Source organism: Rhodoferax sp. LS1R11, assembly GCF_056521395.1.
Window position 1 is genome coordinate 113,516 of sequence record NZ_JBWMAW010000007.1, and the last position, 22,863, is coordinate 136,378.

23 protein-coding genes are annotated in these 22,863 nt (G+C 61.1%); 11 read left to right on the forward strand and 12 right to left on the reverse strand.

Annotation, left to right across the window (positions count from 1 at the left end):
• Positions 1-63: 63 nt before the first annotated feature.
• Together AC097N_RS10650 and AC097N_RS10655 are read left to right on the forward strand one after the other, a co-directional pair.
• Positions 64-1,026, forward strand: coding sequence for a Bug family tripartite tricarboxylate transporter substrate binding protein (locus tag AC097N_RS10650; RefSeq protein ID WP_479580983.1), 963 nt, complete (start codon positions 64-66; stop codon positions 1,024-1,026).
• Positions 1,027-1,046: 20 nt separating this feature from the next.
• Positions 1,047-2,339, forward strand: coding sequence for a gallate dioxygenase (locus AC097N_RS10655; RefSeq protein ID WP_479580985.1), 1,293 nt, complete (start codon positions 1,047-1,049; stop codon positions 2,337-2,339).
• Between the two features lie 5 nt (positions 2,340-2,344).
• On the opposite strand, the gene AC097N_RS10660 is transcribed toward AC097N_RS10655, so the two are convergent.
• The 6 genes from AC097N_RS10660 to AC097N_RS10685 form a co-directional block, all read right to left on the reverse strand.
• The gene (locus AC097N_RS10660) at positions 2,345-2,536 is read right to left on the reverse strand and encodes a YgaP family membrane protein (RefSeq protein WP_479580987.1); all 192 of its coding nucleotides are present in this window, start codon (positions 2,534-2,536) and stop codon (positions 2,345-2,347) included.
• 84 nt (positions 2,537-2,620) lie between these two features.
• Entirely contained in the window at positions 2,621-3,283 is a 663-nt protein-coding gene (locus tag AC097N_RS10665; RefSeq protein ID WP_479580989.1) for a Crp/Fnr family transcriptional regulator, read from the reverse strand.
• Positions 3,284-3,375: 92 nt separating this feature from the next.
• Positions 3,376-4,023, reverse strand: a complete 648-nt coding sequence (locus AC097N_RS10670) for a 4'-phosphopantetheinyl transferase family protein (RefSeq protein WP_479580990.1) — start codon at positions 4,021-4,023, stop codon at positions 3,376-3,378.
• 1 nt (position 4,024) lies between these two features.
• Complete coding sequence (locus AC097N_RS10675; protein ID WP_479580991.1) at positions 4,025-8,038, reverse strand: Pls/PosA family non-ribosomal peptide synthetase; 4,014 nt, start codon at positions 8,036-8,038, stop codon at positions 4,025-4,027.
• 108 nt (positions 8,039-8,146) lie between these two features.
• On the reverse strand, positions 8,147-8,572 hold the full coding sequence (gene cueR, locus AC097N_RS10680) for a Cu(I)-responsive transcriptional regulator (protein ID WP_479580992.1): 426 nt from the start codon (positions 8,570-8,572) through the stop codon (positions 8,147-8,149).
• On the reverse strand, positions 8,556-8,753 hold the full coding sequence (locus tag AC097N_RS10685) for a heavy-metal-associated domain-containing protein (RefSeq protein ID WP_479580993.1): 198 nt from the start codon (positions 8,751-8,753) through the stop codon (positions 8,556-8,558). The genes cueR and AC097N_RS10685 overlap by 17 nt, the downstream gene beginning before the upstream one ends.
• Before the next feature lie 115 nt (positions 8,754-8,868).
• On the opposite strand from AC097N_RS10685, the gene AC097N_RS10690 reads away from it, so the two are divergent.
• The 6 genes from AC097N_RS10690 (at position 8,869) to AC097N_RS10715 (ending at position 16,578) form a co-directional block, all read left to right on the forward strand.
• Positions 8,869-11,106, forward strand: a complete 2,238-nt coding sequence (locus AC097N_RS10690; RefSeq protein ID WP_479580994.1) for a heavy metal translocating P-type ATPase — start codon at positions 8,869-8,871, stop codon at positions 11,104-11,106.
• Between the two features lie 552 nt (positions 11,107-11,658).
• Positions 11,659-12,825, forward strand: coding sequence for a metallophosphoesterase (locus AC097N_RS10695; protein ID WP_479580995.1), 1,167 nt, complete (start codon positions 11,659-11,661; stop codon positions 12,823-12,825).
• A 141-nt stretch (positions 12,826-12,966) separates the two neighbouring features.
• On the forward strand, positions 12,967-14,478 hold the full coding sequence (locus AC097N_RS10700) for a DUF6600 domain-containing protein (protein WP_479580996.1): 1,512 nt from the start codon (positions 12,967-12,969) through the stop codon (positions 14,476-14,478).
• Positions 14,479-14,574: 96 nt separating this feature from the next.
• Entirely contained in the window at positions 14,575-15,003 is a 429-nt protein-coding gene (locus AC097N_RS10705; protein WP_479580997.1) for an ankyrin repeat domain-containing protein, read from the forward strand.
• A 704-nt stretch (positions 15,004-15,707) separates the two neighbouring features.
• The gene (locus AC097N_RS10710; RefSeq protein WP_479580998.1) at positions 15,708-16,199 is read left to right on the forward strand and encodes an N-acetyltransferase family protein; all 492 of its coding nucleotides are present in this window, start codon (positions 15,708-15,710) and stop codon (positions 16,197-16,199) included.
• 97 nt (positions 16,200-16,296) lie between these two features.
• A complete protein-coding gene (locus AC097N_RS10715; RefSeq protein ID WP_479580999.1) occupies positions 16,297-16,578 on the forward strand; it encodes a hypothetical protein in 282 nt (93 codons plus the stop codon).
• A 95-nt stretch (positions 16,579-16,673) separates the two neighbouring features.
• On the opposite strand, the gene minE is transcribed toward AC097N_RS10715, so the two are convergent.
• Genes minE through minC form a run of 3 tightly spaced genes read right to left on the reverse strand, consistent with a single transcriptional unit; the run spans position 16,674 to position 18,568 of the window.
• Positions 16,674-16,934, reverse strand: a complete 261-nt coding sequence (gene minE / locus AC097N_RS10720; protein WP_479581000.1) for a cell division topological specificity factor MinE — start codon at positions 16,932-16,934, stop codon at positions 16,674-16,676.
• Positions 16,935-16,938: 4 nt separating this feature from the next.
• Positions 16,939-17,754, reverse strand: coding sequence for a septum site-determining protein MinD (minD, locus tag AC097N_RS10725; protein WP_479581001.1), 816 nt, complete (start codon positions 17,752-17,754; stop codon positions 16,939-16,941).
• A 28-nt stretch (positions 17,755-17,782) separates the two neighbouring features.
• Positions 17,783-18,568: a septum site-determining protein MinC gene (minC, locus tag AC097N_RS10730; RefSeq protein ID WP_479581002.1), complete on the reverse strand. Its 786-nt coding sequence runs from the start codon at positions 18,566-18,568 to the stop codon at positions 17,783-17,785.
• On the opposite strand from minC, the gene AC097N_RS10735 reads away from it, so the two are divergent.
• The 3 genes from AC097N_RS10735 (at position 18,567) to AC097N_RS10745 (ending at position 21,002) form a co-directional block, all read left to right on the forward strand.
• The gene (locus AC097N_RS10735; protein WP_479581003.1) at positions 18,567-18,821 is read left to right on the forward strand and encodes a hypothetical protein; all 255 of its coding nucleotides are present in this window, start codon (positions 18,567-18,569) and stop codon (positions 18,819-18,821) included. The two genes, minC and AC097N_RS10735, sit on opposite strands and share 2 nt — an antisense overlap.
• Positions 18,822-19,145: 324 nt before the next feature.
• Positions 19,146-19,730: a hemerythrin domain-containing protein gene (locus AC097N_RS10740; protein ID WP_479581004.1), complete on the forward strand. Its 585-nt coding sequence runs from the start codon at positions 19,146-19,148 to the stop codon at positions 19,728-19,730.
• Positions 19,731-19,796: 66 nt separating this feature from the next.
• Positions 19,797-21,002, forward strand: coding sequence for a YbfB/YjiJ family MFS transporter (locus AC097N_RS10745; protein ID WP_479581005.1), 1,206 nt, complete (start codon positions 19,797-19,799; stop codon positions 21,000-21,002).
• Between the two features lie 9 nt (positions 21,003-21,011).
• Here AC097N_RS10745 and gstA read toward each other — a convergent pair whose 3' ends face one another.
• From gstA to dinD, 3 genes are all read right to left on the reverse strand, one after another.
• Complete coding sequence (gene gstA, locus AC097N_RS10750; RefSeq protein ID WP_479581006.1) at positions 21,012-21,623, reverse strand: glutathione transferase GstA; 612 nt, start codon at positions 21,621-21,623, stop codon at positions 21,012-21,014.
• Positions 21,624-21,869: 246 nt separating this feature from the next.
• Complete coding sequence (locus AC097N_RS10755; protein ID WP_479581007.1) at positions 21,870-22,001, reverse strand: hypothetical protein; 132 nt, start codon at positions 21,999-22,001, stop codon at positions 21,870-21,872.
• 2 nt (positions 22,002-22,003) lie between these two features.
• On the reverse strand, positions 22,004-22,852 hold the full coding sequence (gene dinD, locus AC097N_RS10760) for a DNA damage-inducible protein D (RefSeq protein ID WP_479581008.1): 849 nt from the start codon (positions 22,850-22,852) through the stop codon (positions 22,004-22,006).
• Positions 22,853-22,863: the final 11 nt, after the last annotated feature.

Below are 22,863 nucleotides of genomic sequence, written 5' to 3' on the forward strand. Positions count from 1 at the left end.
AGGCGGATGATTTCCAGAAAATCCACGCCTGCATTGATCTAACACAAACTTCTGGAGACATTCATGATAAAAAAACTAGCAGCCGCACTGACACTGGGACTGACCTTGGTGGCACATGCCCAAACCTTTCCAACCAAACCCGTTCGTATCATCACCCCCTTTCCTGTTGGAAGTGGTCCTGAGGGGATAGCCCGCCTGGTGGCCGACAAGCTCTCCAAGGCATGGGGTCAGTCGGTGATAGTGGAAAACCGACCGGGCGGGAATGGCTTCATCGCCATCGACGCCTTCAAGCGTGGCGCCACCGATGGACATGACCTGATCCAGCTCGACAACGTCCATCTCACCGCCTATCCGCACCTCTTCAAGAAGCTGCCCTACAACGCCAAAAACGACTTCGACACGCTGCTCCCGCTGTTCAAAACCTATTTCTTTTTCACGACTGCGGTGGATAGCAAATACAAGAATGTCGCGGACCTGATCGCCGATGCCAAATCCAATCCCGGCAAGCTGAACTACGGCTCCTGGTCGGTCGGCAATCCGGTGCATTTGGGCTCGGCTCTGTTTGAGTCCGTGACGGGCATCGAAACACAGCATGTCATTTATAAAGAAACCTCCCAGCTCTACACCGGTGTCGCCACCGGAGAACTCGCCTATGCACTTGGAACGAGTGCGACGGCGGGTCCTCTGTACCGTGCGGGAAAACTCAAATACATCGCGATTGCAGCGCCCCGGCGCCTCCCTGCGTTCAAAGACGTGCCCACCGTGGCCGAAGCCGGAGGCCCTGCAAACTTTGAGGTCAGTGGGTGGACGGCCATCGCGGCGCCCAAAGGAGTGCCCAGCCCCGTGAAGGAAAAAATCCAGCGCGATATTGAAAAGGCGCTGGCCGAACCCGATGTCCGCGAAAAGTTCATCTCTTTTGGCTACGAGCCCTTCACGCCAACGCGCGATCAATTCAACCAGTACATCCAGACGGAATCTGCCAAACAGGCTGCCGTCATCCAACGAGCCCAAGCGGCACTCGACTAATCAACGAAACACAAGACACCATGGCTACCATCATTGGCGCAATCGCTACCTCCCACACGCCCACCATCGGCTTTGCGTTTGACCGCAACAAGCAGGACGATCCGGTCTGGGCGCCCATCTTCGAGGCCTTCGGGCCGGTGCGCGACTGGATCGCCACCCAACAGCCCGACGTGCTGCTGGTGATCTACAACGACCACGTCACCTCCTTTTTCTTTGACCACTATTCGGCCTTTGCGCTGGGCATTGGCGAAAGCTACCCGGTGGCCGACGAGGGCGGGGGGCCGCGTGACCTGCCCCCGATACTGGGCCACACCGGCCTGTCAAGGCACATCGGCCAGTCGCTGGTGGCGGACGAGTTCGACATGTCCTTCTTCCAGGACAAGGCGCTGGACCACGGCTGCTTCTCGCCCCTGTCAATGCTCTGCCCGCACGAGCCCGCCTGGCCCGTGAAAATTGTGCCCCTGCAAGTGGGCGTACTGCAGTTCCCCATTCCCAGCGCCAAGCGCTGCTTCAAGCTCGGTGAGGCCCTGCGCCGGGCGATCGAGAGCTACCCGGAAGACCTGAAGGTGGCTATTGTGGCCACCGGCGGCTTGTCGCACCAGGTGCATGGCGAGCGCGCGGGCTTCAACAACCCCGCATGGGACGCGCAGTTTCTGGACCTGATCGAAAACGACCCGGTGCGCCTGACCCAGATGACGCAAGCCGAGTACGCGGCACTGGGCGGCATGGAGGGCGCCGAGGTCATCATGTGGCTCATCATGCGCGGCGCGCTCTCGGCCAACATCCGCAAGGTGCACCAGACCTACTACCTGCCGTCCATGACCGGCATTGCCACCGCCATCTACGAGAACAAGGCTGGCGCAGTGGTGGCCGGCGAAACGCAGCGCCATTTGCAGCACATGGCGACGCAACTTGAAGGAGCGGGCACGCTGACCGGCACTTACCCTTTTGACCTGGAACGCAGCGTCAAGGCCTACCGCCTGAACAAATTCCTGCACGCCATGGTGGCGCCGCAGCACCGTGAAGCCTTCAAGGCCGACGAAGAGGCCAGCTTCAATAAAGCCGGTCTGACGGTTGAGGAATGCGACATGCTGCGCAGCCGGAACTGGCGCGCCCTCATCCAGTACGGCGTGATCTTCTTCATGCTGGAAAAACTGGGCGCCGTGCTGGGTACCTCCAACCTGCACATCTACGCCGCCATGCGGGGCGAGACACTGGAAGCGTTCCAGCAAACACGCAACGCCCCGGGGGCGCTGTATTCGGTGGCTGGCACGGATGCCCAGTCGCTCGACTGGAACCAAGACGCCAGCTGACAGGCTTACTTTTTCATCGCGCAGGTGTTCCAGCCCAACATGGCATACGGCGGGCACCAGCCGATGGCACCGGTGGCCAGCGGTACCAGTCCCAGCCAGCCCCACACGCCAATCTGGCCGGTGACGGTCAAGCCAATCAGCACCAAGCCGATCACGATGCGCAGAATGCGGTCAATGCCGCCAACGTTGGATGTCATGATTCACTCCTCAAGGGTTGTTGATGGCGTGATTAGGCGCGTGGCCAGGCAGCTGTGTCTGTGATCAAAGTCACGCAGCCTCGTTCACCCCGTCAAGGAGGAGGCCAGTTCCCGCAGCGCCACGCTGTTGAGTATCTGGATCTGCTCACGCCCCAGCACCACCCAGCCTTCGCGCTCAAAGCGGCGCAGCAACCGGGTCACCATCTCGCGCACAGTGCCCAGTTCGTCGGCCAGCGCCTGATGGGTCAGGCTCCGTTGCGGGCCGTGACCCAAGAGCGCGGCGGCCAGGCGCCGGTCCAGCTTGTGAAAAGCCACGGCGTCCACCAGGCTGGTGAGGTCGGCCATGCGCTCGGCAAACAGGCCCAGCACTTCGTTACGAAACGCGGGCGTCTCCAGCCAGCGCCCGAAGATGTCGGCCGGAATCAGCATCAACGTGCTGGCTTTGGTGGTGACGCCATGGGCCGAGAGCGGCTGGGTGCGAAACAGGCAGGCCGACGACACCAGGCACAACTCGCCCGGCACCACGCGGTACAGCTCCAGCGAGCGCCCGTCGCCCGAGCTGCGCGACACCTTGACCTCGCCGTCAAGCACCAGCGGAAAGCCCTGGCAGGGGGTGTTTTCACTGAACAGCACGGTGCCCGCGGGGACCGTCATGGGCGCTACGGCGGACCCTAAATCGGCCAGTGAGGGCTGCGCCTGGGCCAGGGCGGGATAGAGCGAGAAAGGTTGTCCGGCCAAGTCGTTCATGGGGTGCTCCCGGAGAAATTTCGTGAAATCATGATGAAATAGGCCTCTAGCCCAGGTAGAACGTGCACAAGCAGCTATTAATTTAATAGCGTTTATGCCCCGTCATCTTGGTGGATGGCGATGGAACCACAAGCCTTGTCAGGCAGCGCGAGCGCCACGATGCGGCACGACGCCAACTGCTGCGCCAGCGCGGGTGTCCACTCGGTTAAGGGCAGGTTCAGGCACTTGAGGCACGCTTCCACGTGCGTCCAGGCCTGGGTGAAGGCGGCCGGGCGTTGCGCAGCCGGGGTCTGCCACAGCGATTTGGTGACGACCGGGCCGAGGTAGTCTTGCGCCACGCGCTCCCAATCGGGCATTTCCGTGGCGCCCGGGTCCAGCGGCATCACATCCACGCCCACGGCAACACCCCGGCCCAGAGCCGCCACGCTGAGGCCGGGCGCATGGCTCACCGAGAGCTTCAGGGACAAGGGCGACACCCGAGCCATCAAGGACGTGTCCAGCCCAATGCCCTGCCCCGGACGCGACACCAGCCGGATCGACGCCACCGGTTGCGCCAGGAAGTCCGCCAGCGTCTGGCGCAAGGCGGTGCGAATCAGCGCTCGTGCCCGCACGCGGTCCGTCGTGTGCGGTGTCGGCACGCTGATGACGGTGCAGGCCTGCCCCGAGCGCAGGTCGGCCAGCGCCCGATCCACCTGCTGGGGCCACGCATGCACGGCGAGGCGTTCGGGCGTAATCGGCATGTCAGCTGCGCTCAGGCGCTGCCGGGCAGCCCTTCCAGCTGGACGCGGCGGGAATGAATTCGCCTTTCATCACCAGCGTCAGGGCGCCCAGTTTGGCGTTGTCGGCCACCACGGCACTGTAGAGCACGGCACTGCGCGGGCCCATGTAGACGCGCTGGCCGATGGTGACGTGGTCGATCTTCATGACCCGGTCTTCGAACAAATGGGTTTGCGGGCAGGCCAGCGCGTTCAACTCGCTGTAGTCCCCAATCGTGACGCAATCAAACTCGGTGATGTCGGTGGTGTCCAGGTACACCCCCTTGCCAATGCGGCAGCCCAACAAGTTCAAGGCCACCGGCAGCAAGGGCGTGCCGCGCATGTAGCGCAGCAAATTGGGCACCGCAATGCCTTCGTAAAGGTTGGTCACGCCTTCGGACAGCCAGACAAAAGGCGTCCACATGGGCACGCTGCATTGGCGGTAACGCCGCATCGTCGTCCACTTGATGGCGGCAATGAAAAAGAAGGTGCCGATGCCATAAAACAGACCGGCACCGGTGAGGTACAAGGTGACGTCACCCCAGCGCCCCTCACCGGCCATGGGCATGATGTGCAGCACCACGGTGTAGCCCACCGAAATCACAATCGCGTGCGGCGCCACGATGCGAAAGGCCTCGATCAGCCCGCGCGCCAGACGGCGAAATACCGAGGGCCGGTAGGTCAGGTTTTCAGGAAAACCGCTGGTCTGTTCGCGGGCTGGCAGGTTGATGGGCGGCGAGCCCAGCCAGGTGTCGCCGTCCTTCATCTGGTCGTTGGCGGGCGCGCTGGAGTGCACGCCAATCAGCACGTTTTCAGGCAGCGTGGTGCCATCGGGAATGTAGGAGCCGTTGCCCACAAAGCTGCGCCGCGAAATGACGGTGGGCTGCATGCTCATCCAGCCGCCGTCGATGTTCTCGTCGCCCAGCATGACGGCATCGGCAATGAAGGTCTCATCCCCCAGCGTGAGCATGTCGGGCACCAGGCCCAGAGCAGAAGAAATCTCGGCGTCGCGCCCCACCTTGGCGCCCAGCAGGCGGTACCAGAACGGCGCATAGACCGTGGCATAGACACCATGCAAGACCGCCAGGCTCGACTCCTGAATCTGGTTGACCAGCCATTTGGCGCAGTACAAGTTGCTGTGCACCGGCCAGCTGCCGGGCTTGAGGCGCGGCAGCACCGTCCAGCGGATGCCCGCCGACAAAAGCGCGGTACAGACAATCAGCACGCAAGTGGCCGGGAAGGCCAGCACAAAGTACTTGAGCAGCTGAAAAAGCAGGTCCGAGTGGTTCAGGGCCGGGAAGCGCTCTGCGTTGTCAAACCAGTCAATCAGGATAAAGCTGGGGAACACCGGCATGAAAAACAGGGTGGTGATGAGCAAGGCGCCAAACAGGAAATACGTGCCTTCCAGCACGCTGCGCGTAGTCGACAAGGCTGGGCGCGCGGGCCGGTCGGTGGGGTCAAAGGCGCCGATGTCGCGGGCCGGAGAGCCCTGCCAGATGCGCCCGTCAGGCAGGGATTGGCCGTCGCTCAGGGCCGACTGGCCCTCCAGGTGGCCGTAGGCACCAATCGACGTGTTGCCTTCGAGTACGGCATACGAGCCGACGCTGGCTTCCCGCGCCAGCGTGATCGACCCCAGGCGCAACTCGCCGTGTTCGACCCGCGCGTTCTCGAAATTGGCCGCATTGCCAATGCTCACGCCATCACCAATCGTCAGCAGGTCCGGCGCACGCAGGGTGATGGAGCCAATGACCACATCGCGACCCACTTTGGCGCCCAGCGATCGCAGCCACCAGGCGTACAGGGAGGAACCGCTGAGCAGGTAGGCCGGTGCCGCCTCGATCAGGCGGTCCGCCAGCCACCAACGGTAGTAGGTGACGCCCCACAGCGGGTAACGCCCGGCCTTGACGCGGCCCAGCAGCAGCCATTTGCCCGCGATGGCCACCACAAACTCCAGCAACGTGCTCACCAGGTAGGCCACGATGGACATGGCAATGGCCAGCGTGAGCGAGTCATCCACATCACCCGTGAAGAAATGGTAGGTGAAAAATGGCGCCATCCACTGCGCCATGTGCAGGGTCACCAGGCCGGGAATGGCCGCGGCCTGCGCAGCACCGCAGGTCCAGCGCTTCCAGCGTGCGGGTGGCATCCAGCGGGTGTCCACGGCCATGGCCGTGTCATGGGCCTGGCCCAGCACCTCGGCAATCAGCCCGATTTGGCGGTTTTTGTAAATGTCATGCACCGTGATGTGCGCAAAGCGCGGGTCGGTGCGCAAGGCCGACGCCAGCCGCGCCGCAAACAGCGAATGGCCACCCAGGTCCGAGAAAAAGTCGGCGCTGCGCAGAATCGGCTGCCCCGGAAACAGCTTGGCCAGGGCCGCAAACAAGGCCTCTTCAGCCGGTGTTTGTGCCCTGTCGGAACCAGCGGCCTCCCCCGTGGCCACGGCCAGCGAGCGCGCCTTGAGGGTGTTGCGGTCGATCTTGCCGGAGGTCAAGCGCGGCATGTCGGTGAGCGGCTCGAAGTACCCCGGCACCATGTAGGACGGCAAGGTCTCCGCCAATGCGGCACGCAACTCGGCGCTGGCGCGCGTCACGCCCCCTTCGAACACGAGAAAGGCAATCAGCTGGTCCATGCCCTCCTGCTGGCGCAGGACCACGGCCACGGTGCCGACACCGGGTTGCTGGGCCAGCGCGGCCTCGATCTCGCCCAGCTCGACCCGAAAACCGCGGATCTTCACCTGGTCGTCGGTGCGGCCCAGGCATTGCACACAGCCATCGGGGTCGATGCGGGCCAGATCGCCTGTGCGGTACAGGCGGTCGTCATGCGCATGGCGGCGCCAGGGGTTGAGGATGAATTTTTCAGCGGTCAAATCAGGCCGGCCCAGGTAGCCCGCGGCGACACCGGGGCCGGTGATGCACAGCTCGCCCACTTCGCCACGCGGCATCAGGACCAGGCCGTTTTCAATCGCCGGGTTGATCACCAGCAAGCCGTAATTGGGCAGGGGTCGCCCGATGGTCACCGGTTCGCCGGCCTGCAACTCGGCCAGGCTGGCTGACACGGTGGCTTCCGTCGGGCCGTAGGTGTTGAACACCTGGCGGCCGGGCCTGGCCCAGCGCGCGACCAAGGACTGCGGACACATCTCGCCGCCCAGGTTGATGATGCGCAGGCGGGGTACGTCCTGGTTGAACAAGGCCAGCAGCGTGGGCACGGCATGCAGCACGGTGACTTGGTTGTCGATGAGGGCCAGCGGCAGGGCTTCGGGGTCGGAGGCGACCTCTTTGGGCGCCAGCCAGAGCGTGGCCCCGGCCAGGTAACTGATCCAGATTTCCTCAAACGACATGTCAAACGCGACCGAGAAACCCTGGTACACACGGTCCGTCTCGCGCACGCCGAGCAAGGCGTTTTCGCTGCGCAAAAAGTGGCAGATGCTGCCCTGACTGATCTCGATGCCCTTGGGTTTGCCGGTCGAGCCCGAGGTGTAGATCACGTAGGCCGGGTGGCTGGGCCGCAAACCCTCCCGGCGGCGCAAGGTGGGGATGGGCACCAGCAGGGACTCCGCCGTCCAGACCGGGGCCTGGAGATCCGCCAGACGGGGGGCAAACGCCTCACAGCTGACGATGCCCACGGCATTGGCATCCGCCAGACACACCGCCATGCGCTCGACCGGTGTGTCGGCATCAAAGGGCAACCACGCCGCCCCGGCTTTTGCAATGCCGGCCTGCATCACCAGCAGACCCAGGCCGCGCGGCAGCCACAGGCCCACAATTTGCCCGGGACGCACACCGGCTTCGATCAAGCCTGACGCCACCTGGTCGGCCTGCGCGTTCAGTTCCTGGTAGGTCAGGGTGCGGTCCGCAAACATCAGCGCCACCTGGTGCGGCACACGGGCGGCCGTGGCCTCCAGCAGGTCTGCCAACACCTCTTCGCGAATCAATTCAGGCTGAAACGGTCCGTAGAGGACGTCTGCTTGCGCGGGGAGATCGGATGGGAAAGTGGAAGTCATGAAGCTGGGTTTTCCGCGAAGTGAATGCTGCTGCTCAGGCAAGTCTTCGATTATCGGCTGAAAGTGCTTGAACGCCTTACAGAACGTGCGCAAGCAGCTATCAAAACACTAGCAACAACCGCCCGCCAGATCATCCAGAATCGGGCAGTCCGGCCGCTCGTCGCCATGGCAATGGGTCAGCAACGACGCCAAGGTGCGCTGCATGGACTGCATGGCCTCGATGCGCTGCGCCAGGTCATCCACATGCTGCTGGGCAATGCGTTTGACGCTGGCACTGGCGCGTGTGCGGTTGTGCCACAGGCCCACCAGTTCGGCAATCTCGGCCATCGAAAACCCCAGTTCACGCCCGCGCTTGATGAACTGCAGGGTGCGCACATCGGCCTCGCCGTACTGGCGGTAACCACTGTCGGTGCGTGCCACGGGTGAGAGCAAACCCAGGCTTTCGTAATGCCGAACCATCTTGGCGGACACCTTGGAGAGGCGCGCCGCGATCCCAATGGCCACCGGCCACGGCGTGTCAGCCAGCAACGGCATAACCCTCTTCCGCAATGGCCTTGGCCAGCAGCTCGCGGGGTTGGGTGGACACCACGTCCACCTGGTTGCGGCTGCGGTCAATCGTGACCTCGGCTTGGGGATCGACGTCTTTGACGGCGCGGGTCACGGCTTTTTCGCAATGGCCGCAGGTCATGCCGGTGACGGTGAAGGTTTGGTTCATGAATAGCTCCTTGGATGGATGAGAAGCATAGCCTGAAGCCTCCCACCATGGGAAGGTCAAGGGCTAAATGCAGATGCTTGACCTTCCTATCGTGGAAAGGATTAGTCTCGCCACCATGACTACCAGTTCAACACTTCCCCTCAGCCCCACCCTTGCCGAATCCGTGGACATCGGCATCGGCGGCATGACCTGCGCCTCGTGTGTCGCGCGGGTTGAAAAAGCCCTGAAAAAAGTACCCGGCGTGCAAGAGGCCACCGTCAATCTGGCCACCGAGTCGGCCCGCATCGTGGTGGCGCCCGGTGAACAGATGGAAGCCCGCCTGCGCCGCGCCGTGCGCGATGCGGGCTACGAGCCCCGGGCGGCGAGCGCCGCCATCGACGCCGCAGACACCTCGCCCTGGACCGGTTTTGCGCCGGTCGCCATCGGGCTGATCCTGTCCGCGCCTCTGGTCGTGCCCATGCTGGGCGACCTGTTCGGTAAACACTGGATGCTGGCGCCGCTTTGGCAATTTCTGCTGGCCACGCCGGTGCAATTCATCCTGGGGGCGCGCTTTTACAAGGCGGGCTGGCATGCGCTCAAGGCGTTGACCGGCAACATGGACCTGTTGGTGGCCATTGGCACCACCGCGGGCTGGGCCCTGTCGATGTGGCTGTGGTTGACGGCCGACGCCGGCAGCATGGTGCACCTGTACTTTGAAGGCTCGGCCATCGTCATCACACTGGTGTTGCTGGGCAAGTGGCTGGAGGCCCGCGCCAAACGGCAAACCACCTCGGCCATTCGCGCCCTGCACGCGCTGCGCCCCGACAACGCGCACCTGCTGGGGCGCGACGGCGAAGTGGACGTGCCCGTGGCTGAGGTGCTGGTGGGCGACCAGCTGGTGGTCAAGCCCGGCGAGCGTTTTCCGGTGGACGGCACGCTGCTGGAGGGCCACACCCAGGTGGACGAATCCATGCTCACCGGCGAGCCGCTGCCGGTGGCCAAAGACGCGGGCGCCGCGCTGACCGGCGGTTCCATCAACGGCGAAGGCCGCATCGTGATGCAGGTGGGGGCGGTCGGCACGGACACCGTGCTGTCCCACATCATCCGGCTGGTAGAAGACGCGCAGGCCGCCAAGGCGCCCATTCAGCGCCTGGTCGACCAGGTCAGCGCCGTGTTTGTCCCCGTGGTGCTGGTGCTGGCGCTGATCACCCTGCTGGGCTGGTGGCTGACCGGCCATCCGTTTGAGCTGGCCGTGATCCACGCCGTGGCGGTGCTGGTGATTGCCTGCCCCTGCGCCCTGGGCCTGGCCACACCCGCAGCCATCATGGCGGGCACCGGCGTGGCCGCGAAATTTGGCATTTTGATCAAGGACGCCCAGGCGCTGGAACTGGCGCACAAGGTCGATGTGGTCGCGTTTGACAAAACCGGCACCCTCACCGTGGGCCAACCCAAACTGACCGCCCTGTTGCCCCTGCCCGGCATGGCAGAGGACGAGGTGCTGCGGGTCGCCGCCAGCCTGCAAAGCGGCAGCGAACACCCGCTGGCGCGCGCCGTGGTGGTCCGCGCCCAGGAACAAGGCCAGGCCATTGAAGCCCCCGACAACGTGCGCACCGTGCCCGGTCGTGGCACCGAGGGCGAAGTAGGGGTGCGCAGCTTCCTGATCGGCAGCCTGCGCTGGATGGAGGAACTGGGCATCAACCTGAGCGCCATCAGCGCCCAGGCCGCCGAGTTGCAGGCGCAGGGCGCCACCGTGTCCGCCATGGCCGAACGGACCACGCAGGGCCTGACCCTGCGCGCCCTCATGGCCTTTGGCGACGAACCCAAGCCCGGTGCAAAAGAAGCGCTGGCGGCGCTGCGGGTCCGTGGCATCAAGACCGTGATGATCTCGGGTGACAACCAGGGCGCCGCCGAGGCCATGGCCCGCCGTCTGGGCCTGCGCCCCGAGGAAGGCGAAGTCATGGCGGAGGTGCTGCCCGGCGACAAGGCCACCCGGGTGACGGCGCTTAAAGAGGGCGGCCACACGGTGGCCATGGTGGGCGACGGCGTCAACGACGCCCCGGCCCTGGCCGCTGCCGACGTCGGCCTGGCCATGGGCAACGGCACCGATGTCGCCATGCACGCCGCTGGCATCACGCTCATGCGGGGCGACCCCTTGCTAGTGGCTGCGGCTTTTGAGATTTCCAGCCGCACCGTAGCCAAAATCCGCCAGAACCTGTTCTGGGCTTTTGCCTACAACGTGGCCGGCATCCCGCTGGCCGCCTTCGGATTCCTGAACCCGGTGGTGGCGGGCGCCGCCATGGCCATGAGTTCCGTCAGCGTGATGAGCAATGCGCTGCTGCTGAAACGATGGAAACCAGAGAAAGTTCAAGGCTAATCAAGCTGTAGCCCACGTTCTACCTTCGGATATAGCTATTAATTTAGTAGCACCATGCCGTGGCACTTTTGACGAACGATGGGAAGTCCCTGGCCGCCGTGGCCCGGGACGCATGTCGCGGCCTGATGAAGCGAAAAAACGAGGGATTCGGCAATTTGGATGTTGTTCTATTCTTTATTATTGGTTCTATAAATACATAGTAGTAGTAGATAAGGGATGCACGTTTCTGTGGACAAGTGTCTTATCTTGTTCAACATCAAGGACTTAGCGCCTGTTAAACCATGTGGGCGCCCCTGCTTCTGGGGTGTACCCGGAAACTGGATAAATATCCATTTGTGCATTTCTCTGTGGATAACCTTCCACTTGTGCCAGAATTGTCCACAGGCTTGTCCTCAACGCAGATTTAAGTTCTGTCACATGCTGTTGATCCATATTGCCAACTTGATCACACTATTCGATTTAGGCATCAAGCGGGCTTGAACTTAAACCCGACTCCTCCACCTAAAAGGTTTATCACTCTGCCTTCATGCCTTTGGGCGTGGGGTTGTCTTTATGGCTTTGGCTCCCCAGTTTCTGGTTTCACTTCTGTTGCATGCTTTGGTGGGCTGGCGTGTTGCGCCAGGTCTTGCCAGTTTCAGTGTGCCGCTTAGCAATGTCTTTTGGGCGATGCTTTTACTGTCGGCTTTTTTGGTGCCCCTGGGTTTGATGGCCAAACGCGTGGCCAGGCCGCCGGTGTCTGAGGTCCTCACCTGGCTGGGTTTGTTGTGCATGGGCAGTTTTTCGTCCCTGTTTATGCTGACCTTGATCCGTGAACTGGGCTTGCTGGGGGCGCAACTGCTGAACTGGGCGTGGCCATCTCTCTTGAATCTAGAGGCGTTGTGGCTTTACAGCGCCCTCGCCGCACCCGTTTGGGGCTTGCTGGCCACGGTGGGGGGGTTCTGGAATGCGCGGCGCACCGCCGCCGTGGTGCGGGTGGATGTGCCCATCACCAACCTGCCGGAAGCCCTGCAAGGTTTTACCGTCGCACAGATCACCGACATTCATGTGGGGCCCACCATCAAGCGCCACTACCTGCAGCGCATCGTGAACCGGGTCAACAGCCTGGGGGCGGACCTCGTGGCCATCACGGGTGACCTGGTGGACGGCAGCGTCCACGAATTGCATGACCATGTGCGTCCCTTGCAGGAGCTGACCTCACGCCATGGCACCTTTTTTGTCACGGGTAACCATGAGTACTACTCCGGCGCCCACGGCTGGATTGACGCCTTGCGCGGCCTGGGGGTGACCGTGTTGATGAACGAGCACGTGCTCATTCACCACGGGTCGGACAGCCAGGACGGCGAGCAAGCGATGGTGGTGGTGGCTGGCGTCAGTGATTTCTCAGCCCATCATTTTGATGAGAGCCATCGCAGCGACCCGCAGGCAGCAGTGGCTGATGCGCACCCACATGCACTTTTCAAACTCTTGTTGGCCCACCAGCCGCGCAGTGCCCCGGCCGCTGCCCAGGCGGGGTTCGATTTGCAACTTTCTGGCCACACCCACGGCGGCCAGTTTTGGCCCTGGAACCACTTTGTGCGTTTCCAGCAACCTTTCACGGCAGGCCTGCACAAGCTGCAATCGATGTGGGTGTACACCAGCCGCGGCACCGGCTACTGGGGTCCGCCCAAACGTTTTGGTGCGCCGTCTGAGATCACCCATTTGCGGCTGGTCCGCGCCTGAGGTCAATAGGGCCGCACCCGCAGCAGGTGACGGCGGTGTGAAGAGACGTATCAGGATGCAAGGGTTGGCCCTGGCGGTAAACCGGCCCTGACCGGGCCGCGTTGTGGGTGACACAGATGCTCTCATCTGCAAGGAATTTTCATGCTGTTACTGCGCCTCCGGTTTCGGGTTATTGCCATCCTCGCGGGGGTGAGCCTGTTGGCCGCCTGTGCGTCCGCCCAGATCGACCCGCCAACTCGCGTGGCCCGATTGGCCTACACGGCAGGTGCCGTCAGTTTTTCAGCCGCGGGGGATGCCAACTGGGTGCCCGCGACAGTCAACCGGCCAGTAGCCAATGGGGATCGCCTTTCGACCGATGGCCAGGCGCGGGCCGAGATCCAGCTTGGCGGGGCGGTAGTTCGCCTGAACGGCCAGACCTCAGCGTCGGTGGTGGATCTGGATGACCGGATGGCCCAGCTGCAACTGAGCCAGGGTACTTTGAACTTGCGTGTTCGCCAGATGGCGCGTGATCAGGTGTTTGAGGTCGATACGCCCAACCTGGTGTTTCTGGTGCGCCAACCCGGTGAATACCGCGTCACGGTAGATCCGGACGGACAAGTCACGACCCTCATTGTGCGCAGCGGGCAGGGCGAAGCCCGTGGCGTGGGCGGCTCGTTCGTGATCGATGCCCGCCAGACCTACCGTTTTGTGGGGGCGGACTTGCGTCGCTACCAGTTGATCGACACGCCGTGGCTGGATGAGTTTGACCGCTGGGCCATGGACCGCGACCGCATGCTGGACAACTCGGTCTCGGCACGCTATGTGCCTGCGGACGTGGTGGGCTACCAGGACCTGGACGCCCATGGCACGTGGCAAGTGGACGCCAGTTACGGCAACGTTTGGTATCCGAACCGCGTCGCCGTGGGGTGGGCGCCGTACCGCAACGGACATTGGGCCATGGTGAATCCGTGGGGATGGACGTGGGTGGACGACGCGCCCTGGGGGTTTGCCGTGTCGCACTACGGTCGTTGGGCCCAATTGGGCGGCCAGTGGGCGTGGGTGCCCGGGCCCAACCATGTGCGTGCGGTTTACGCACCGGCACTGGTGGCTTTTGTCGGTAGCAACAACTTTCAGCTGACCATTTCCAGTGGCATTGCGTCAGGCGCTGCGTGGTTTCCGCTGGGGCCGCGGGATGTGTATCGACCCGACTACCGGGGGAGTCGCGGCTATCCGGAGCACAACAACCGCAACAACGCGATGGGTCTCCCCCCGGTGATTGAGCGCCCCCATGACAACCGCCATGTGTCGCGCCCCGAGTTTGCCAACGGGCAATTACCGCGTGGCGTCGTCCCGGTGCCACCCCCTGTGGTGGGTCGCCCGCAAGGCATGCCGCCAACGCCGGATCGCCTGCCCCAGACAGGCCCCGGCTCGGGTGAACCCGGTGTATTTGGGCCAGGTCGGAGGTTTGAACGGCCCGTGCCAGCCAGACCCTATCCTCGCGCCCGGGAAGCGAGCCCGGAGCCTGCACAACGGGTCGTGCCCCCATTGCCTCAGGTCCCCATCGCGGTTCCTGTTCCGCAGCCACCGCGTCCTGCAGCGAGTCAGCCTGGCGGCATGCGGGGCGACCGGGACCAGCGCAGACGTGATGATGACAACCGCAGACCGCATGGGTGATCGCCGGGCCTACACCGGTCAGGCCTGGTTGGCAGTGTGAGAGACTGCTGGGTTCGGCGAATCCGCCGCCACCCGAACAATGGCCCCACTGACCCGATGAACGACTGGAAACTTCTGCAAATGATCAAGGCTTGCGGCTGGCCCCTGGCCCCGGAGCTTTTGAGCAGCGACGCCAATTTCAACGCCCGGCTGGATGGCGGGCTGGTGCCGCTGCACTGGGCCTGCGCGCAAGGCAAGGCGGGGTTGGTGAAGTACATGATGCAGCACGGAGCAAATGTGCAGGACGCCGACGACGACGGCCAAACGCCACTCACCATGGCGCTGAATTCGGAAAGCTTTCAGGTGGTAATGCTGGTGATTGACCGGCTCAAAGCGTTATCCGCGCCGCCTCCGGACTTGGCATTGCGCCAGCGCCTGACCGAAACCTTCAGCAAGGGCCATACGGACGCCCGGAATCGCCTGGTGCAAACGCTCAAAGACTGGGACCGCATCGCCAAGAAAGCGGGTGCGGCGCCAACGCCCTGACATTACTTAGCCCAGGTCATGTTGCACAAGCAGCGAGACCAGGGGTATCGTATGAAAAGGGTAATTTTGGTTCTACGTGGATTGTGTCCACTGACATCACTGTGACCACTTGCAAAAATTAAAGTCAGGTTTGCGGTAAAAGCGGACCTTGTCGGCACGGTTTGTTTAGGGTCGATGCCACCGGGGTGGATGGCTCCGCTCATGTCCCCCGGAGCGGGCTGCGCCCGATCCTCCTCCTTGACTTCGCTGCACCATCCACCCCGGTGTCATCGACAGCCAACCATGTTGATGTGCAATGACTCAGCAGCTAATGAACGCCAACAACGCTTGCCGGCTCAGGACGGTGTGGCACTCAGCACAGTGAGGTCAAGGAGGAGCCCGCAGGGCGGGGGACACGAACGGAGCTGAGTGCTACGCTGTCCTGTGTCCCGCCTGCCCTATTGGGAATGACTGCAAATGCTGTGCTGTTGTGCGCCAATTCGGAAATCTGGCTGACTGTTTTGGGTCTTTTTGAGTCATCCGACAGCTTGTCGCTACTTACCAGTTCTGACAAAAATAAACTGACCAAGTGCTCGGCAGAAGAGGAAAAGGTGAAAGGATCAATAGCTGATAGTGGGAACATCATTGTCACTCGCAGTAGCATGTCAGATTTGCCCATGAACAATCTGAATTTAACATCGGACCTCCCTGAAGTAGTTCAGTCAATGCTCACCATTCGACCCTATCAAGCGGGCGACTGGACCACCATCTGGCCGTTGTTGCAGACGACCTTTTCCACTGGCGACACCTACTCCTTTGCGCCGGACAGTTCGGAACACGATATTCACAGCGCGTGGATTAAGTACCCGTTGGCGACCTACGTGGCCTGCACGGCGGATGGCACCATCGTCGGCACCTATTTTCTGAAAGCCAACCAGACCGGTCTGGGCTCGCATGTCTGCAACTGCGGGTACGTGGTGTCACCGGCGGCTCGGGGGTTGGGGGTTGCCACAGCACTTTGTGAACACTCGCAGCAGGCCGCCCGTGCAGCGGGCTTCAGGTCCATGCAGTTCAACCTGGTAGTGGCCACCAACCTGACCGCGGTGCGGCTCTGGCAGAACCTGGGGTTTGCGATCGTCGGGACTCTGCCGGGCGCTTTCCAACATCAACGCCTCGGGTTTGTGGACGCGCATGTCATGTTCAAACAGCTTCAGTAAATCTTCAGGATTGAATTAAGCGCACAACCCTAAACACAGACATAGGGTTTACCCTATACTGCAGTGCAACATAGCTCATTTCACAGGAGAAATTGACATGAACACTGCCACACTGAATACCTCGACCCTCGGCTCCAACCCTTCCCCCAGCGTCAGCTCCGCTTTGGGCGAACTTGCGGGTGCCGCACATCGACTGGTTCTGGCCTTGTGGGCAGCCACGGTTCACCACCCCAAGGCCGCCCTGAAAGCATTGACGGCCATGGAAGAAGCGAACGAACTGCGCAATATGGCCGATGAGCAACTGCGTCGCGACCCACGATTTGCACAGGAACTTTACGGCGCTGCAGACCGTCATGAGCGCGCATCCGGCGTCCAATAAGCGTTATTAGCTACTGAATTAGTAGCGTTTGCACCCACCGCCAGTCCGTTGACACGGAACCTTGGCGAGGTGCTGGCCCGGGTGGGCCTTTTGATTTACTTTGCGTCCGGCAATTCGATCTTGACCTCGAGCACTTCGAGGTTGCCCTGACGCTCCAGATTCACCTTGATGTCCGCTGGATCAATCTTGATGTACTTGCTGATGACCGCGATCAATTCGCGTTGCAAATCAGGCAGGTAATCCGGCTCGGCTGCATTGCGGCCGCTGCGCTCGTGCGCCAGGATGATTTGCAGTCGCTCTTTGGCGACGCTGGCGGTTTTCTTTTTTTCGCCAATGAAAAAAGACAGAAATGACATGGTCTTATTTCCCACCGAAGAGTCGTTTCAGCAGTCCCTGTTTGGGAGCTTCTGTAAAGCGCATGGGTTTGTCCTGACCCAAAAAGCGGTCGATCACGTCCTTGTAGGCTTCTGACACGTCGCTGCCTTGCATGTGAACGGCAGGAACGCCCTGGTTGGACGCTTGCAGCACCGATTCGCTCTCCGGGATGACACCGATCAACTTGATGCGCAAAATGTCCTGGATGTCTTCCAGCGAGAGCATTTGCCCCTGGTTCACACGCGCCGGGTTGTAGCGGGTGATGAGCAAATGCTCCTTGATGGGATCCAGGCCCTCGATGGCGCGCTTGGTCTTGCTCGACAGCATGCCCAGAATGCGGTCAGAGTCACGCACCGACGACACCTCGGGGTTGGTGACCACCAGGGCTTCATCGGCGAAGTGCATCGCCATGAGCGCGCCAGTCTCAATGCCGGCAGGGGAGTCGCACACGATGTACTCAAAACCCATGTCGCCCAGGTCTTTCAGGATTTTTTCAACGCCTTCTTGTGACAAGGCGTCCTTGTCGCGGGTCTGTGATGCGGCCAGCACAAACAGGTTGTCACACTGCTTGTCCTTGATGAGCGCCTGGTTCAGGTTGGCCTCACCCTGGATCACATTGATCAGGTCATACACCACGCGACGCTCACAACCCATGATCAGGTCAAGGTTACGCAGGCCCACGTCAAAGTCAATCACGGCCGTCTTGTGGCCGCGCAAGGCCAAGCCTGTTGCAAAGCTGGCGCTGGTGGTTGTCTTGCCCACGCCGCCCTTGCCGGAGGTAACCACAATGATTTTTGCCATGGGTGAGACGTCTTTCAGATTTTAAAAATTAGGTATTCAGGGCTTCGATGAGCAGTTTGTCCTGCCCGTCGTTGCTTAAACGCACTTGCGCCGCCTTGCCACGCACGTCAGGCGGCAGCGGGTTTTCGCTGGTCCGGTACACACCGGCGATGGAAATCAGCTCGGGTTCCAGGCAGAGCGAGAAGATGCGGGCGTTGACATTGCCGCTCGCACCCGCCATGGCCTTGCCACGCAAGGGCGCGTAGACATGGATGTTGCCATCGGCGACCACTTCGGCCCCCTGGTTGACCATGGCCAGCACCACAAGGTCGGCGTTGCGGGCATAAATTTTTTGTCCCGAGCGCAAGGGCTTGTCAATGACCAGGGTACCGGGACCAGGCACTTCGCGAACGATTTCGCGTACGGCCTCTGTCAGTACGGGCTGGGTTACAGGCACCTCAACCGGCGCACGGGCCCGGTGCACTTCAACCGGCGCTTCAACAAGACCCACCGCCAGCGCAGCAGCCATCCACGCGGGACTGGCACCCCGCACAGCGACGGGTACCAGACTGCAGAAACGCAGTACCTTGAGCAAAGGCACGATGTCTTGCAACGGCAGATCAGGCGACAGCTGGGAAAAATCAATGACGAGTGCGTCATTGTCGAAAAATTCAGGGTTTTCACCATCTGCACCGTATTGCTGCAGCAAGTCTTTGGCCATGACAAGCCAGTCACTGGTCTTGAGCATCAGCGCGACCAGAGGCAACTGGGCACTTTTTATTTCAAAAGTAGCCTGTGTTGGTCCGGACGGATTACCAGCAGAAGTGACAGCCATGGAGGAAAGAAAAACCAGTGAGCAAGGACGTGAAAGTGAACAACCGCCTGGCGGGACCAGCGACCCGTTTGGCTTTGAGCGTTTTGAAAGCTCGACAGTGCCCGAATTTTACTTGATTGCTTATGGAAAACCCGGAAAACCAGAACCTTCTTTGCAGGGCGGCTCCAGCAGACAACAAGCGGAATTTAAGGCGACTTATTTTGTGTGCGAAGTTGTCTTGACTTATCTTCTATATTCTTTAAATTTAAGATAGTAGTAGTAGATAAGGGTTGCCCTGTTGTGTGGACAAGGGTTTTTTATCTATATAAATCATCGACTTACATACAGTCAACCCATGTGGGTGACTCTGCTTTTCATTTGTACCCGAAACTGGGATAAGTTTTTAAATTCTGACTGACCTGTGGATAAGTACAAGATTACAAGAAACATATGCACAGGTTTATTAGTTGACGCAACGTGATGTTCTTGTGTATAGAGCGGCGACTTGCCTGTTGACTCTCCTGACAGGGCTTTGATCTGCATCAAGGTCATTTCTCAAGTGCCATGCCATGCTTGAAAAAACAACAGGAGACAGACCATGGCCCACGAGAGCATTCGGATCATTCGCGATGAACACGCGGCCTTGGCGGCCATGTTGCGTTCACTGGACCTGATGGTGAGGCGGGGACCGGGAGATGGCCCGGAAGTCTTTTTTGATGTCCTGCGGGCCATGCTTTTTTATGTCGATGAGTTTCCGGAGCGCCTGCACCATCCCAAAGAGTCCAAGCTGCTGTTTCCGCGGGTGCTCAAACTGGCGCCCGAAACCCGCGAGACGATTGAGCATCTGGAAAAAGACCACGCGCATGGCGAATCTGCCGTGCGAGAGTTGCAGCATCTGTTGCTGGCCTGGGAACTGATCGGTGATTCAAGGCGCGTGGCGTTTGAGCAGGCTGCCAAGCGTTATCTGGACTTTTACCTGGAGCACATGCGGCTTGAAGAAAGCGTCATCCTCCCGGCGGCACAAAAAGTGCTCAATGACGCCGACTGGAAAGAACTGGACGCCGCCTTTGCCACCAACTGCGATCCGTTGACGGGCAATTACCCGCGCGATCCGGCCTATGACCGCCTGTTTACCCGCATCGTCATGCGGGCGCCTTCCCCCATTGGTCTGGGCAACCCGTAACCCGTAGTCGCTGACGGGGTCATCAGGTACCTCGTTTTGGCGTTGTACCGCAAAATGCAGGCATTCATGCCTACGTTGTCCCCATCCTCCCAAACCCCCATGCGCCAGCTGGTCTGGCTTGCCTTGGCCTTGTCCACCAGTGCGGCCCTGTCTTTGGGCATCACCCGTTTTTCCTACGGCTTGTTGTTGCCGCCCATGCGGGCTGATTTGGGTTGGTCTTACACCCTGGCGGGGGCGATGAACACGGTCAACGCCCTGGGCTACTTGCTGGGTGCCCTGGTGACGCCGCGGCTGTTGCAACGCTTTGGTGCGGTGCAGGTCTTGCTGGCGGGTGCGGTGCTGGCCAGTGTGTTCATGGGTTTGAGCGGCTTTGTGACGGCCACCATGCCCTTGCTGGTGCAGCGCCTGCTGGCGGGGATGGCCAGTGCCCTGGTGTTCATTGCCGGCGGTTTGCTGGCGGCGCGGCTGGGCACTTTGCAGCCCGCGCGGGGCGGCTTGTTGATCGGGCTGTATTACGGTGGCACGGGTTTTGGCATTGTGTTGTCGGCTTTGCTGGTGCCGGCCGTGCTGGAGGCGGCCGCAGCGCAACCTCATGGTTGGGCCTGGGCCTGGTGGGCGCTGGCCTTGGTTTGCGCGGCTGTCACAGTTTTGTTGCTGTGGCCAGCAAGAGCCTTGCGCCATTTGACACCTCCGGTAGCAGCCGGTAACGTGCCGCCGCTTCACTTCACCTGGCGGCCGTTTGCGTTTGCCCTGGCGGGTTACGGCATGTTTGGCGTGGGTTACATCGGTTACATGACTTTTGTCATTGCCTTGTTGCGTGAGCAGGGGGCCAGCGGGGCGGCGGTGACGGTTTTTTATGCCTTGCTGGGGGTCGCGGTGGTGGCGTCGTCACGCATCTGGGCCAGGCTGCTGGACCGCTACAAGGGCGGTCAGGTGTTGGCTCTGCTGTGCGCATTGCTGGGCTTGGCGACTATTCTGCCGGCCTTGACGTCGGCCTGGCCCGTCATTCTGGCTTCAGGCCTGTTGTTCGGCGCGGTTTTTCTGTCACTGGTGGCTTCCACCACCGCACTGGTGCGGCACAACCTGCCGCCAGTGGCATGGGCCAAAGGCATCAGTGCGTTCACCATTGTGTTTGCGTTCGGGCAGATCGTGGGCCCGACCATCGTGGGCTGGATTGCCGACGGCCCGGGCGGCCTGGCCCGGGGCCTGGTGTTTTCGGCGTGTGCGCTGTGGATCGGGGCCGCACTGGCGTGGCGCCAGCGGGCCCTGTAGCCGCCTCAATTACTTGATCAGGCCCTCGGCCTTCATGGCGTCGACTACGCCAGGGCGCGCACCCACGCGGGCACGGTAGGCGAGCAGGTTGGGGTAGACCGACAAGTCCACACCCACGTACGGAGCCCAGTTGGTGACCGTGAACAGGTAGCCGTCAGCCACCGTGAACGTGTCGCCCATCACATACTGCTTGCCAGCCAGTTCGCCTTCGACAAACTGCAGGCGTTTGTTCACTTGCGCAAGGGCGAGCGGCTTGTAGTCAGCGGGGGTCGCAGGATTGAACAGCGGCGTGAAGCCGCTTTTGTGCAGCTCGGTGCCGATGAAGGTCAGCCACTCCTGGAGCTTGTAGCGCTCAAACGTGCCATTCGCAGGGGCCAGTTGTTTGGCCGGTACCTGATCGGCAATGTATTGCACGATGGCCGGACCTTCGCGCAGCTGGGTGCCGTCATCGAGCACCAGCAGGGGTACGTAGCCCAGCGGGTTGATGGTGTAGTAGTCGGTGCCGTCGGCCAGTTTGTGGGTCTTGGTGGGGGCGGCAATGGCTTCAAAAGCCAGGCCGGATTCCTTCAGCGCGATGTGGGGAGACAGGGAGCAGGCGCCGGGGGAGTAGTAAAGCTTCATGGATCTTCCTGGTGAAGTGGTTCATCTGAACCGGTTTGAAAATGACGTGCGTCGTGGATGCTAGCGGGTGCGGCTGAAGTTTGCACAAGCAAGCCGGGTGGGTGTGAGGATTACCACTGGTAGCGCTTGTCCGGGGAGATGCCTCCTTTTCCGAAAATTTTGATGATATTGACCTGTAGCCCATGTGGAACGTGCGGGAGTAGCTATAAAAAATATAGCGAACTACACGATCAAAGCACGCAGGCGCTACAGCGCAGATTCCACAATTCGTCCGTGCTGGTCAATCGCATCCATGATGTCGCAGATCGACTTGACGAAGCTGGAGAGCGACTGGGTGGATACGATGGCTTTGGGGACTTTTTTGGTTTTGGTAGCCATTTTCAAGTTTTCTTTTGTTCCAGTTTCTTGGCCGCAGTTTCAATTTGCTTGATGCTGTTGCCCGGCGTCGGCAAGGCTTCGGGCATGGTGCCGCCTAATTCGCGAATGGTTTTGCGCACGGTTTGGCCCACTTCCAGGTGCGTTTGGTTCGCTTGCCGTTTGCTGCTGACCTCGTCACGTTTGAGTTTTTCCTCAGTTTGCGTGGCGCGGAACAGATTGGCGGCTAACTCGGTGCTGCCCATGTGGTCCAGAATCCGCTGGCTGGTTTTGAGTCCCTTGCGGGCATGAATTTCTTTGGCAGATAGTCCACCATATAAACCCCTGTAGCCGTGGTCTTGAAAGATGGCGTAGTCCAGCGGCGTCTCCACGCCAGCTACTTTGGCCGCAGCGGCCAAATGCTTGTTGTGGTTCACCATCTCATTGCGGATGGCCAGCCGCTTTTCATCTTCGCTGAGTTGGGTGAACTTTGTATCGTCGGCTAGCTCCTGCCGCCGGGTCTGTATGGCAAAGTAGGTTTGGCCATTGGCAATGACTGGTTTGCTGGGGTCGCCGTTCTGGACGATCAGGTAACAGGCGTAGCGGTCGAGTCGTACATCCAGTAATTCACGCTTGGCACCAGAGCCAATGGTGACCATTTTGCGGATATCCGCAAAATGGTTTTCAACCGGGCGATTTGATTGCTGACACGCGGTACGCGCTTTGTCTAAGACCGGCGTGAAATGTCGCCAGTATGGGTAGTCCAGCAGCGGGGCCAACTCACGTGCCAGCCAGAATTCATGGCCATCTTCATCGACATGGCGAATGCCTTCAAAGGTGGCGTGGTGTTGGGTGGCGATTTGTTTGTCTGTCATTTTTATATGTC